The 14055-nt window shown below is 43.6% G+C and carries 10 protein-coding genes; 4 read left to right on the top strand and 6 right to left on the bottom strand.

Annotated features, from left to right (window positions below; all coding sequences use genetic code 11):
• Window positions 1–95: 95 nt before the first annotated feature.
• The 3 genes from JK628_RS16155 to JK628_RS16145 are packed head-to-tail and all read right to left on the bottom strand — an operon-like array spanning window position 96 to window position 2630.
• The gene (locus JK628_RS16155; protein WP_237524036.1) at window positions 96–1589 is read right to left on the bottom strand and encodes an ATP-binding protein; all 1494 of its coding nucleotides are present in this window, start codon (window positions 1587–1589) and stop codon (window positions 96–98) included.
• Window positions 1586–2290 (bottom strand): response regulator transcription factor, encoded by a 705-nt coding sequence (locus tag JK628_RS16150; protein ID WP_202285830.1) that lies wholly within the window; start codon window positions 2288–2290, stop codon window positions 1586–1588. The genes JK628_RS16155 and JK628_RS16150 overlap by 4 nt, the downstream gene beginning before the upstream one ends.
• A 22-nt stretch (window positions 2291–2312) precedes the next feature.
• Window positions 2313–2630, bottom strand: a complete 318-nt coding sequence (locus JK628_RS16145) for a PepSY domain-containing protein (RefSeq protein WP_202285828.1) — start codon at window positions 2628–2630, stop codon at window positions 2313–2315.
• A 235-nt stretch (window positions 2631–2865) separates the two neighbouring features.
• Between JK628_RS16145 and JK628_RS16140 the strand changes: the two genes are divergently transcribed.
• The 3 genes from JK628_RS16140 (at window position 2866) to JK628_RS16130 (ending at window position 8027) form a co-directional block, all read left to right on the top strand.
• Window positions 2866–3726 carry a choice-of-anchor H family protein gene (locus JK628_RS16140; RefSeq protein ID WP_202285826.1) on the top strand — a complete coding sequence of 287 codons (861 nt, stop codon included), beginning with the start codon at window positions 2866–2868 and terminating at the stop codon, window positions 3724–3726.
• 311 nt (window positions 3727–4037) lie between these two features.
• Window positions 4038–6470: a TonB-dependent receptor gene (locus JK628_RS16135; RefSeq protein WP_202285824.1), complete on the top strand. Its 2433-nt coding sequence runs from the start codon at window positions 4038–4040 to the stop codon at window positions 6468–6470.
• 219 nt (window positions 6471–6689) lie between these two features.
• Window positions 6690–8027, top strand: a complete 1338-nt coding sequence (locus JK628_RS16130; protein ID WP_202285822.1) for a M20 metallopeptidase family protein — start codon at window positions 6690–6692, stop codon at window positions 8025–8027.
• 3 nt (window positions 8028–8030) lie between these two features.
• Here the strand turns inward: JK628_RS16130 and JK628_RS16125 are convergent, their stop codons facing one another.
• From JK628_RS16125 to JK628_RS16115, 3 genes are all read right to left on the bottom strand, one after another.
• Complete coding sequence (locus tag JK628_RS16125; protein WP_202285820.1) at window positions 8031–9221, bottom strand: tetratricopeptide repeat protein; 1191 nt, start codon at window positions 9219–9221, stop codon at window positions 8031–8033.
• Window positions 9222–9605: 384 nt separating this feature from the next.
• On the bottom strand, window positions 9606–10931 hold the full coding sequence (locus JK628_RS16120; RefSeq protein WP_202285818.1) for a DEAD/DEAH box helicase: 1326 nt from the start codon (window positions 10929–10931) through the stop codon (window positions 9606–9608).
• 128 nt (window positions 10932–11059) lie between these two features.
• Window positions 11060–11311, bottom strand: a complete 252-nt coding sequence (locus tag JK628_RS16115) for a hypothetical protein (RefSeq protein WP_202285816.1) — start codon at window positions 11309–11311, stop codon at window positions 11060–11062.
• 169 nt (window positions 11312–11480) lie between these two features.
• On the opposite strand from JK628_RS16115, the gene JK628_RS16110 reads away from it, so the two are divergent.
• Window positions 11481–13775 (top strand): penicillin acylase family protein, encoded by a 2295-nt coding sequence (locus JK628_RS16110; protein ID WP_202285814.1) that lies wholly within the window; start codon window positions 11481–11483, stop codon window positions 13773–13775.
• Window positions 13776–14055 lie beyond the last annotated feature (280 nt).

The following is a 14055-nucleotide window of genomic DNA, read 5'->3' as shown; positions in this document are numbered from 1 at the left end:
CTATTATAGAAAGGCGAAGATGAACAGAAGCTGAAAGCGAGAAAACCGAGGGAATGAGGGCTTGGGACTGTATCCAAGTCATTTCTATTAGAGAGCTAGTATTTGAAACTAATAGTAAACATAGCACCGCCTAATTGCGTAGATTGAGCTATGGATAACTGTCCATGGTAGCTATCGACCAAGTCACGGACTATGGCGAGTCCGATCCCATGGCCGACTTTGTAGGAATCGGCTCTTATGCCGCGCTCAAATATTTGAGCTTTCAAAGTTTCATCGACGCCGCTTCCGTCATCTTCCACCTGCAGCACTAATGTCTCAGCACTAACGTTTTCAGTATTATGAATGACACTCAGCAGTACCTTGCTTGATGCGGCTTTACAGGCATTATCGAGTAGATTGCCTAAGATCTCCGAAAGGTCTGATTCATCTCCTTTGAAAATGGCGTCACGGTCAACATTTTGCTCAATGGTGATCAATGGTTGGCAGTATATTTTTGGTAGATTTCGAACCAGTTTATCTGAAATGCTGACGACGGGAATACCCAGGTGCCAAGCACTACCAGCGGCTGATTGGGCACGTTTCAGTTGGTGACCAATAATACGGTTAATGTGGCTGACTTGTTCGAATGATTCAGAGCTTAAATCTGTCTGACTTTGGATCACCGCAAGCGGTGTTTTTAGGCTATGAGCCAGATCTGCTAATGCATTGCGATAACGTTTACGCTGGTTTTGTTCGGTGCTTAGTAAGGTGTTGAGTTGCTGGGCTACTGCTTGCAGCTCAGTTGGATAGTCATCACTAAGTTGATTCGTTTTGCCATTTTCAATGGCGTTCAGTTCGGTCTCTAAACTCGAAAGAGGTTTTAAGGTCCACCATAGCCACGTCATTTGTATCACAAGTAACAAGCCCATAAGGATCGTTAACCAGCGCCAAAGTTGTTGAGTAAACTGGTCTACCTGTAGTTGAAACTCGGTTTGATCTTTAATGATATGAATAGTGATCGGGAATTGGCTATTGAAATGCTTATCATCATCTGTTGTCGCCGGCAGTTCGAAACTCACACTGAAACTATATATTAGATGTGGCTGGCCATTGAACGTAATGTCACTGAATTGACCTTGTCCTTTTTTGGGTGTTGGCAACTGACTCGGCAGTTCGATACCCAATAACGAGTCTGAGCGCCAAGCAATTTTTTGAGTGCCCGTTGAATTGCTATTGCGGTCATAAAGCAGCGTTTGTGGGTTTTCAACAAACTTGGCATCAAACTCGTTACTACTCTTGCCCGTAATGACGGCTGTATTTGGCGTTGTAATCGCAGCATAGAGCCCTGATTGAATAACATTAAATTGGTTTTCGAGTAGAACCTCTGGCATTGAAAGACCACCAGTATTGACTTCAGTAACAGCCAAAACGGCATACACATAGGCTTTGAGTTCATTTAGTGATGCACTTTTTACCTGTTGCTTAAAAGCATCATTGAGAGTGAAACCAATCAAGGGCATCAATATTAAGATAAGCAACAGCGCACTAACAATAAGCCTAGCTTTGAGCGAGTGCAGTGCTTTTGGCAAAGACTTAACAGAGAGCTTCACGATGATGGTGTTTCTGGTTTTACCAGCTCTTCAAGCTTAGTAAGGCGATAGCCTTGTCCCCGCAATGTTTCAATCAGGCCTAGTTTATTGTCTGAGTCGAGCTTTTTGCGTAAGCGCCGAATGAATACCTCAATAACATTGGAGTCGAGATCAAAATCTTGATCATAGATATGCTCAGTGAGTACAGTTTTTGATTTTACTTCGCCAATATGCAGCATAAAGTACTCAAAAAGCTTGTACTCAGAACCGCTAAGGCTAATGACTTTGCCATTTTTAGTCAGTTCTAAGCTACTGGTGTTGAGTGAAAAAGGACCATTGAAAATCACAGGGCTGGCTTTTCCTGCGCTGCGGCGAATGAGGGCTTTAAGTCGGGCAATGAGCTCTTGGGGATGGAAAGGTTTTGTGAGGTAGTCGTCTGCCCCCGCATCCAAACCTGCTACTTTATCTTGCCAGCTATCGCGAGCGGTTAAGATCAAAATAGGAAACTCAATGGCGAGCTCTCGGAGTTGCGTAATTAGGGCGATACCCTCTATTTTGGGCAAGCCTACATCAATAATTGCCGCATCGTAATTGTACTCTTTTCCTTGAAAAAGCCCAATTTCACCGTCATCAGCGGTATCAACCGTATAGTTTGCTGCGAGCAAATGTTGCTTTAGATTATTTTGCAGTGCGAGATCATCTTCAACGAGTAACAGTCTCATATTAGTTCCTTGTTGGTTGCAGTTAGTTACGGCGAACACTGCCAGTTTTTGCATCGACATTGACGTAAAAAACCACTCCATCTTTTGAAAGTAGTTTGATTCGATAACCAGGATTACCGTTAACACGAGCGGACTGAATATTGAGGATTTTCCCTGGGTACTTCCTTTTAACTAATTGGGCTGCTTGCTGTGGACTACTCACTTTAAGTGACTTCGCGCGATCACTTGTAGCCATCGCCATCGAGGCTGTCGAGATCGTGGCGTAATATCCGCCAGCATAGGCGGGTAATGAGCCGAGCATCAGTAGTGGTATTAATATCAACAGTAAAACAGCTTTCATTAAGAGCACCAAAGGGTTGAAGTGTTACCAGTTTAAAAGATCCTGCTAGATTAGTCATCACTCCTGTATCGAGAGGGGAGGAGGAATAGCTTAGATATAGCGTTTTAAAGATGAACCCAAGCTGAATACTGACCATGGTCGTTGAGCCTGCTAAGTGGTTATTATCGATGTTCAGCTTGTGTTCATTTAGGTTAGACTTTAATGACCTCAACGAAATTAATCGCTTGAGGTGATAATGAAACTAACTAAAACCCAGACCAAATCACTGCAACTGTTACCTTTGCTTGGTGCATGTTTACTGCCGCTAACTGCTTTAGCGCAAGACGTTAACCAAATTCACAGCGTATCTGCAGGCTATATAGAAGGCAAGGTTCAAGCAGTTGATGGGCATAGTGCAACGCTATCAGCAGCGCAGGGCGAGTTACTCTCAGCTCAACGCATACAGGTTAGCTCTAGCTCGCTAGGCCCTAACAGTAGAGAGCAAGTTATCCAGTCTCATATCGATAAAGCTCAGAAGACATTAGTCAATCAACAAATGTCAGCATCAGCGGCATTGTTTGCTAATGGCATCTATCGAGATTTTTATATTTACGATGCTTATAGTCGTTTGTTTGTTGATAATGACGCCGATGGCTTTTATCAAACCTTTAGTGTGACATTTGATGCGGATGTTAATGGTATATACATTAATGAAAGGGCAGACGTGTTCGCAGAGCTATACCTCAGTCGCAACGGTGGTCCTTGGGAACACTATTACACTACCGATGTATTTAGTATTTTCGGTGATGCGACCGATGACGATTTTGTGGTGTTAACAACATTGGATGTTGGTTTTAGCACCGATCATTACGATGTACTTATTGATCTTTATGAGTTCGGCTACGGCGATATTGTGGCGACAGTCAGTTCAAACGAATTTGACAGCCTGTATGCCTTACCGTTAGAAAGTGCCAATTGGGACAGTGGCTATATCGAGCATGAGGACGATTATGCAGGAAGCTTCTCTTTGTGGGCATTGTTTACGCTATCGCTGGCAGCTTTACTTCGCCAATGGTTAATTTACTACGACCTAGATCATACTACTAAAGACTTATAAAGTTATGGTTGGCTTATTAGCAGTGTCGAGGTTTTCAGTATCGAGGTATTTGTTTTGCTTCGTTGTTGTTTACCTCTCATACCTCGAGTGAAAAACAACCATGTTGTTACATTTTGGGATGTGTGATGTAGGTCACCTATCTTATTGCTGTATATGAATTTTATTATAATTTACTTTGTAAGTTTTTGATTTAAAATCTAACAAAAACAATCACAAACGAATCGGCTTTGTGGTAGTTGTTTAAATGCTTGTTGTAATGTTAATGATAATGGTTATCATCTCGCCGCATAATACTTAAGTGGGGTTACTGGATGAAACATTTTCGTTATTCAATGTTAGCAATTGCGTGCGCATCGACATACTTACCGACAACAATTTACGCGGCTGAAGTGGCTGAAGTGAATAGTAACATCGAACGGATCACCGTCTATGGCAGACAAAATCAAGTGGTGATGAACTCAGGGTTAGCAACCAAGTCCGACATGTCACTAATGGAAACGCCAGCTGCGGTGGTTATTGTTGATGAAGAACTTATTCAGGCGCAAGGGGTGAGTAACCTCCAGGATTTAGTGCGCAACATTAGTGGTGTTACTCAAGCGGGTAATAACTATGGTATCGGTGACAACTTAGTGATCAGAGGATTGGGCGCTAACTATACTTACGACGGTATGTATGGTGGTGCAGGACTCGGTAATACTTTTAACCCCACACGTTCGTTGACAAATGTTGAGTCTGTAGAGGTCTTAAAAGGTCCAGCAACAGGCCTTTATGGTATGGGCAGTGCCGGTGGCGTAATTAACCTTATTGAGAAAAAGCCGCAATTTGAGTCCTTAAATGAGTTCACTGCTGAAGTTGGTCAATGGGACACGTATTCATTTGCTGTTGATAGTAGCGGTGGGATCACCGATAACCTAGCTTACCGAGTTGTGGCAAAAAGTGGTCGCAGTGATGGCTATCGTGAGATCGGTACTGATAGAGATGAAATTTACACTTCATTGAAATATATCGTAAGCGATAGCCAAGACCTAATGTTATCAGCAAGCTACATTAAAGATGCTATTGCAGTTGATTCAATTGGTCACCCGATCCGTATCTTTAACGCTGAATCTGTAGGCGGTAAGGGGGCTGGGGATGTTAGTTGGGAAGATCTGATTAATGACCCAAATAACGCAGGGCTACAACTAACTGATGCACAACGCCAACAGCTAGCAGATTCGCTTTCAAGTAATGATGGGCAAACACCCTACGCTTTTGGCAATGCCGGGATTATTTCACCAATGGCGAAAGATAATGAAGGTGAAGAGTTACGCTTTAAGTTAACCCACAATATCTATTTCAACGATAATCTGTTTTTGAATCAACAGTTGCAGTACCGTGATTACACCTCAGGTTTTGCTCGTCAAACGGGTGCATATAATTATGTTTATTGGGATCGACGCGGCAAGATAAATGAAGATCCACGTGCTCCGTTAGTTGAAGATGGTGTGTTATATCCATTTGCTGCGCGTCGACAGGAGTACCGTAAAGTCGAAGCGGAAGAAACATCTTGGCAGTACTTTGCCGATCTTCGCTATGACTTTCAAATAGGCAATATTGATAACGAGTTACTGGTTAATGCTAACTTTGAAGATAGAAATATAGCGTTCAAGCAGTACTCTATTTACGATGCAGACAAGGTGATTAAGAACAAAGCTGGAGAGGTTATTTACCAAGGCGCTTTGCCTTATATTTACGATATCCGTAACCCTAATTGGGCTGAAGGTAGCTTTGAAGATCATGATCCATTGATGACGAGTAACTACAACAAAAAGGTCAATGCTTGGGGTGTAGGTCTGCAGCACGTTGGTTATTTAGGATATGGCTTTACGACTCGTATTGGTGTTGCATTTAATGAGATAAAGCAATCTTATCAACATTTAGGTGTAGACCCACGTTATTCAGCCAGTAAGGCTGAACCTAGAGCGGAAGCTGATACGACGGATAATGGCGTGACGTACAATTTAGGTGTGACTTACATGCCTACAGAAGATCTGTCTTTCTTTGTTAATCACTCGAAGGGGCGCACAGCCTATAGCATCCTCGGTGGCATTGACGGGACGGGTGAGGACAGAGCCGATTCTGAATCTGTAAGTGATGATTTGGGTATTAGATATAAAGCCTTTGAAGATCAAATGCTGGCGTCGTTGGTATTCTTTAAAAGTGCACGCACGAACTTAGAGTACTCAAACCCTGATTATGAAGAGGGTGTATCTGCACCTGGCGTCGCTAAAAGTTTCTATAATGGTAAAGAGGAAACAACCGGCGTAGAGCTTGATCTAAATGCACATATCAGTGAGCAATGGATGGTTAACGTTAATGGTGTTTACCAAGATGCACGTGATAAAAAAGATCCTAACAGAAGTAGCTATGATACCCGCCAAAAAGGGGTTCCTTATGTCACCGCAAGCGCATGGGTTACTTATGGTGCCGATTGGTTCTCATTAGAAAGCCCGCTAAATATCAGTTTGGGCGCTAAATACGTTGATGACCGCAGCACCAACTCTGATTCATTTGGGATCCCAGATGGTTATGTGCCGAGCTACACCGTACTTGATTCTGCAATTAGCTATGATGTAGAGCAGTGGAAAGTGCAGCTTAATGTTAATAACCTCTTCAATGAGGAATATTACAGCAAAGCGATGTTCTTAGGCGGAATGCCAGGAGAAGAGCGTAACGCTAAGCTGTCGTTAACTTACCGTTTGTAACGCTGACATCACTGTTGAAATGCAGCCTTTTGGCTGCATTTTTGTTTTATAACTCGCCTCCTCAGTACCTTTAAAGCTGACTTTTTGACTCGTGTTCATTGAGCCTTAATGAGTGGTTTGTGAGAGGGGAGGGATTAACACCGAGTATTAATTTCACACTTTAATAATTGCTATGTTAGCTTAACATTTCAATAACCATTTGAAATGGAAAGCATCGCGATGAAAATACTTTCGAAAACCCCGTTAGCAGTTAGCTTATGCCTGTTGCTTGCAGGATCATTGAGTGGCAATACTAATGCTGCAACCTTGAGTGACTCGGTCGATAAAGCGATGCCAAAACTTGAGCAGTTATATCTGCACCTTCATCAAAACCCAGAGCTGTCTTATCAAGAAAAATCCACCAGTGCACGTATGGCAAAAGAGCTCGCTGCATTGGGTTTTGAAGTGACCGAGCAGTTTGGTGGTTATGGCGTTGTGGGGATCTATAAAAATGGTGCCGGGCCTACTGTCATGATAAGAGCGGATACTGATGGGCTGCCCATCATAGAAGAGACAGGAAAGCCCTACGCTTCAACTGTGACAACGACAGACGCCAGTAATAACACGGTCGGCATTATGCACGGCTGCGGGCATGATATTCATATGACGAGCCTGATTGGCACCGCACAGCAGTTAGTGGCTAATAAAGCGGACTGGCAAGGCACTTTAATGATGGTCGCACAACCTGCGGAAGAGGTCGGAGGCGGAGCTAAAGCGATGCTGAAACAGGGCCTATTTACTCAATTCCCTGCGCCAGATTATGTCATAGGCTTACACGTCAGTGCTGGCATTCCCGCCGGAAAGGTCGGAATAGCGCCTGGTTATGCGTTAGCCAATGTCGACTCGGTGGATATTAAAGTCAAAGGTAAGGGCGGACATGGCGCGTACCCGCATGCAACCAAAGATCCTGTGGTGTTGGCCTCTCGAATAGTACTGGCACTGCAAACTATATCGAGTCGTGAGATCTCACCGCTTGAGCCAAATGTGATAACCGTTGGATCGATTCATGGTGGCTCAAAGCATAATATTATTTCAGATGAAGTGAAGCTACAGTTAACATTGCGCTCCTATAATCCCGATGTGCGTTTGCAACAAATTGAGGCGCTAAAGCGTCTCACAAAAGGGATTGCGATTAGTGCCGGCCTGCCTGGTGAGCTGATGCCAGAAGTCTATGTCCATGAAGATGAAAGAATTCCTTCAACGTATAATGACCCAACTTTAGCGGCAAACGTACAAGCAAGTATTGAACAGGAGATTGGTGCTGAAAATGTGCTCAAATCTGAGCCTGTGATGGCGGGGGAAGATTTTGGTTTATATGGTCTTACCGCTGAAAAGCGCCCTATCACCATTTTCTGGTTAGGGGCTGTCGAGCCAGACGCGTATCAAATAAGCTTGGATAAAGGAGAGGCGTTACCCTCATTGCACTCGAGTCAATTCGCCCCAGATTACCCACTGACGATTAATACTGGTGTTCGCGTGATGAGCCGCAGCGCGATGAACCTGTTTAATCAAAAATAAGCGTTAGCGAGTACCTTGTAGCTTATTCTCAACTTTAGTCAGTAACGCCATAGTTTCTGGCTTTAAATCTACAAGGTCTTTTTGAGTCACAATTGTCACTGAACGCTGAATGTTTTTATAAGCTTTCGAGTAGTTATGCTCTAGTATCGCCAGTTCTGCTAAATTATTTAAACCAAGGACTTGGCCTGGTTGATAGCCAACCATATTATGATAGTCGACAGACAGCTGGTATTGCTGATTGGCGGCTGCATAGCGGCCCAGCCGCTCGTTTACATGGCCTGCCCAGGCAGCAACATAAGCAAGATAAAGCCAGTCTTGTGAATTTGCTGCATTACTGCGGCTTTGGGATAAGATCGGTAGCGCGCGGACTAATTCACCCTGCTCAATATAGCTTTTTGCCAATGTTAAGCCTAAGCGAGCCGACTCGCGACGGTTGCCTGCTAGTTCAGCTTGCGTTAGCGCAGTAGATAATATTTTTTCTGCCTCTACAAATTGTTGCTGTTTGAGTAGCATTTCAGCCCATTGTCTTTGGGCTATAAAATTGTCAGCGTCAGATACTAGTAATTGTTTCAGTGTTTCACTGGCTGCGGTCGTTTCACGGTATTGCAGCTGTTTTATGGCCAAAATAAGCAACGGATTGTCAAAGTAGGTTAGATTTTTGTTGTTATTAGCATCGCCCTTAGATTGGGTTCTGTCATTAATTAGCTTAGCTAAGTCAACATATAAGGACTCAATATCCTCGGCTTGGATGCTGCCACTTTGTTGCTGGCTCGGGCCGTAAAAATTGTATGCTAGTTGGTAGCGGTTATCACTCTTAGTAATAACGGATCCCACCACTAAAGATGCACCGGAAAAGGTGAGTAATTTGCTAACCTGTAGTGGGCGCGTATCTTCAATATAATTCGAGTTTTGCAGTAAAAAGCTAATGACATCTTCAACTTGCAGGACAGGAAATGAATTGGAGTTATACAGTTGCGCAATAATACTTTCTTGGTGGGCGTATTGCTGCCAAAGAGGGGTTGCTGTATTTAGATCGATTTTTACTGGCAGTATAATTATGGCGCCTTTATCTAAGGGCGCTTGCTTACTGCCTGGATAAAAAACGAAGCTCAAAACTGCAGCTATCACTAAAGTCGCCACCAAGAGTGGAACTCCTAAGTTGCGCTTTTTTAGTGGTGCTTGATTTGCACTCATAAATGCCTTCTATTGATTGAACCAGAGTTTTTCATGTATCAGGTTTTTGCTAGAATTTGGCTATTTAACTACTCTTTCAGCGTTTTATATCTCTAGGTTGAACGACTTAAATATTGGCTGCGCGCGCAATAATACTGTTGATTAAAAGCCTATCTACATTGGATTAGTAGAGTCAATACTCTTAGAGTATAGGAGGGATTAAAAGCAATTTTCAAACAGATTAACTCGTTTACACTAAAACGAGTTTAAGTGTTAGCTGGTGTAATTTCATTTTATTTGATTGTTAAATATGGGGTTAGCTAGACATTCACGCTAGGATTTATCGTTGCGGTAAAAGCGACGGGATAGTTAAGCTGTAAAGGTTAACTATCCCGAAAAGAACCCTTATGTATTCCAGGGGTTCGGCGGTAACTTATTAACGTCTTTACTCGCTTTATTTTTCGAATCCTGCTGGCCAGTGCGCTTTTTGGCTGGCGCTTTACTTACGCTGCGTTTAGATTCGCGCTTGGCTGTATCCTTGTTGTCAGACATTTTTTTAAACTTTGGCTTGAAGTTCAATACTGATACAGGCACCTCTTTTCGAGGAGCAAAGCCATCAATCTCTCTGCGCTCGATTAGCTGACCTAGTCGACTTTCAATCATGCATAAGTTTTTGAAATCATCTTTTGAAACCAGAGATACCGCTTCGCCATTGGCACCCGCTCGGCCTGTACGTCCAATACGATGAATATAATCATCGGCCGGATAGGGAAGGTCATAGTTAATCACTAAAGGTAATTCGTCGATATCTAGGCCTCGGGCCGCAACGCCAGTTGCTATCAGCAAGCCAATTTTGCCGCTCTTAAAGTCGGCCAATATCTTCTCTCGAACCTCTTGGCTTCTGCCGCCATGAATACATTCGGCGGCTATGTCGCGTTTTTCGAGTTGGCTAACGAGCTTTGCTGCACCTTGCTTGGTTTCGATAAAGATCAGCGCCTGTTGCCAGGCGTTTTCTTTAATTAAGTGGCTTAACAGGGCAGATTTCTTATCTTTATCTACCGTGGTTAGCCATTGCTCAATTTTTGGTTTGGAATCAGTATTGGTGATAACCGAGATTTCAACGGGTCTATCTACCGTGGTTTTGGCCAGTGCTTTAACTTGATGTGACAAGGTCGCCGAGAACAGTAAGCTTTGTCTGTCAGTAGGCAACTTGTCCATAATTTTGTCGATGTCTTCGATAAAACCCATATCGAGCATTCTATCTGCTTCATCGAGTACTAAAATCTCTAGCTCATCAAAATGAATCGCTCGCTGGGTATACATATCCAGTAATCGACCGGGAGTCGCAACCAGGATATCTACGCCGTCGAGTAAACGCTGTCGTTGTGGCTCAGCGTCTACGCCGCCATACATCGCCATAGATGTGAGATCTAAGTGTTTACCGTACTGTGCAATATTGGCTTCAACCTGCACGGCGAGTTCGCGTGTAGGTGTAAGGATCAATGCCCTAATACGTTTTTTACGCTGAGTTTCCGATTGACTGAGTAACTGCAGGATTGGCAACACAAAGCTGGCCGTTTTACCTGTACCTGTTTGGGCTGCGGCCATTAGATTTCGGCCACTTAAGATCACCGGAATACTCTTAGCTTGGATTGGGGTTGGGGTGGTGTAACCTTGTTCGGTTACAGCGGTAACGATTGGATTGCTTAATCCAAGCTTTGAAAACGGCATGGTGAGTCTCAATTATCAGTTTGTGATGTTGCTATTGCAGTTAAAGACGATGTGCTATCACGGTCGCCAGTTTAGATTATAACAGTATGTCACGACTCTCGGGTGATATTGTTATCTCAAAAAGATCACTATTTCATTGTGACCTTACCGCCCGCAAATTTATAGGCGGGGGCGCCACGGACTAAGGTGTCTCTGGCAAAAATCTGCCCGCATTTAGGGCATGTGCAGGGGGCGGTCGTATAGTCGGTCACAATGCGTTCTTTAAAGCACTTTATTAGCGCGCCTTTGCCACCTTTTCGATATTTATAAAGTAACTCGCGACACTTTGCGCAAAATATCTCAACGGTTTGTGTTGGCCCTTTCTTATTTGGTTTTGCCATCAATCATCTTTTCAGTGTGAACTTGCCAACGATTTTGCCATATATACCCATAAATGCAGCTATTTATTCGTTGCCTAGTAGGATAATAAATTAATTTCAAATGAGTGTTTAACAAATTTGCAACCCAGTTTATGATGGTGTATCGGAGCGTTACCCCTACAGGATCGTAATGAAAACAATAATAAAAATAACAACTATTGGTTTGCTCTCTATCGTATTTATCGCAGCTGTGGGTGTTTACCTGCTGCTGTTTATGAGCTTGCCAAAGCTCGATGCTTCCATAGACAGTGATGCTATCAGCGACAGTGTTAGTATTGAACGAGACCGTTTAGGTACTGCGGTGGTGACGGCCAGTAGTCGCCAGGATGCAGCGTACGGTTTAGGTTATGCCCACGGGCAAGATCGCTTTTTTCAAATGGATCTGTTGAGACGCAACTCAGCTGGAGAGTTAGCTGAAATCTTTGGTGAAAAAGCACTTGAATTGGATAAGAGTCGCCGTTTTCATCAATTAAGAAAGCGTGCCAATAATATTTTAACAAGCCTGCCCAAGGCGCACCTAAAGAGCCTACAAACTTATGCTCAAGGGGTGAATGATGCGGTTGCGGCCCAATCGGTTAAAGCTTTTGAATATCTTGTGACTAGCACAAAGCCTCGTCCATGGGAGCCCGCTGACAGTTTACTGGTTATCTATAGTATGTATCTTGACCTGCAAGGTAACACCATTAAGCGAGATTTGACCCTCACTTACATACAGTCGATATTTGGTGCTGAAATGGTCGACTTTATTCTGCAACCCAGTCAATATCAGGCGCCATTAGATGGCAGCCTTATCAGCTTAATCCAGCCTGTAATCCCACCTTTGTCACCACTCTATATTGGTCAGGCAATGCCAAAAGAGATCGCTGAACCACTAGATATAGGCAGTAATAATTGGGCCGTAACCGGTGAGTTGACTAAGAATGGCAATGCCATGTTATCTGATGATATGCACCTGTCTTTTGCTGTGCCAATCATTTGGTACCGCGCTCAGCTTAATTATCAACATAATGGCGACGATGTCAGTATTACTGGAGTGTCGCTGCCTGGTGCTCCGGCAATTGTGGTGGGCAGTAATGGCCATGTAGCATGGGGGTTTACTAATGCTTATATTGATACCGCTGATTGGGTTGAAATTGACGATAACACGACGCTGACCTTTGAGAATGAAGAGATTATGTTGCCGGAGTCAAAGGTCAATTATAAGCTCCTAATGTCTCCATTTGGCCCGGTCAGAGAGAGCCAAATGAAGCGCTATGCGCTTTCGTGGGTAGGGCACCAGGATTACGCTGTTGATATGTCGCTCGTCGAACTTGATAGCATCAAAAATGTGCAACAAGGGATCGCGATTGCCAGCCATATGGGAATACCCGTGCAGAATATGATGCTGGTTGATACTGCTGGAAATGCGGCATGGAAGCCCGCTGGAGCCTTCCCATCTAGAAGCAATCCAAGTGATGTGGCAATTGCAGAGTCTGATTACCAAGCGGGTAACTGGCTTATCGATCAAGTCGCTTTACCTGAAGTTGTTAATCCAGAGACTCACCGATTGTGGTCAGGCAACTCGCGGGTGGTTTCAACCAAGCAACATAAAGGGTTAGGAGATGGCGGTTACGCTTTGGGTGCCCGTAGTTCACAAATTCGAGACCGACTCTTTGCCGGTAATGACTTTACGGTCGATGACTTTTACCAATTACAATTAGATAACGAAGCACGTTTTTTACTGCCGTGGCAGCAACAGTTAATTGCGCTGCTAAGTACTCAGCCAAAGCGTTTTGCGAAAGATATTGCCTATTTAAATGGTTGGGAAGCCTGCGCTTGTAGTGACTCTGTTGGTTACACTTTAGTCAGGCAATATAGGCAGCAGCTTATTGATAACAGCTTTGCCCCGCTTGAAACCCAGTTGGGAATGTCGTCTCTGAGTCTATCGCCAGTGAAGCGCTATCTTGAGCCTGCGATGTGGCAATTAATAGAGGCTCAACCAAAATCTTGGTTACCGGAGAAACACTCAAGTTGGTCAGAATATATGCTGAGTATTTATCAACAGAGTAAGCTGCAACTGTTGGCTAAACATAGTAAAGACAGCAATATGGATGACTTAGCTTGGGGGCGTGTTAATCAGCTAAAAATCCAACATCCGTTTTCCAAGCAAATTCCGATATTAAGTAGGTTGCTAGATATGCCTACAATGACAGGTTTTGGTGATAGCTATATGCCTGCGGTTCAGGGATCTTCATTCGGTGCATCTCAGCGCTTTATCGTTCAGCCTGGTGACGAAGCTAATGGTGTTTTATCTATTCCTGGTGGTCAGTCGGGTCACCCCTTATCTGATTTTTATCGTGTCGGTTTTACCGAGTACGCGGCGCAGCAGCATACGCCTCTATTGCCAAGTAAACTACTGCACCGAATCGAGATCAGTCCCAAGTGAGTTAAACAGCAAGTGACAGTTCGATCAATGACTAAGTATAGCGACTTCGGTGTCTATACTTTCTGTTTAAGCGGTCATGAATGGAGTCAGTTAACTTTTATAGCTCTAAAAAATTAAAATATAATGCTGATTATTTGTGCTGTAATAGCACATGTGATGGCCTACTTAGGCTTGGGTGCATAATTATTCTGAATATACCCTATATTCCATTAGGTTATATCTTATCTCATCTGTCCCCGCGTCAGATTTAGTACTAAACATTGCCATTTATATTTGTTAG

The organism is Shewanella sp. KX20019, assembly GCF_016757755.1.
In the GTDB taxonomy this organism is placed as follows: domain Bacteria; phylum Pseudomonadota; class Gammaproteobacteria; order Enterobacterales; family Shewanellaceae; genus Shewanella.
Note: the sequence above shows the minus strand (reverse complement) of the source record. Positions and strands in the feature narration are given on the sequence as shown.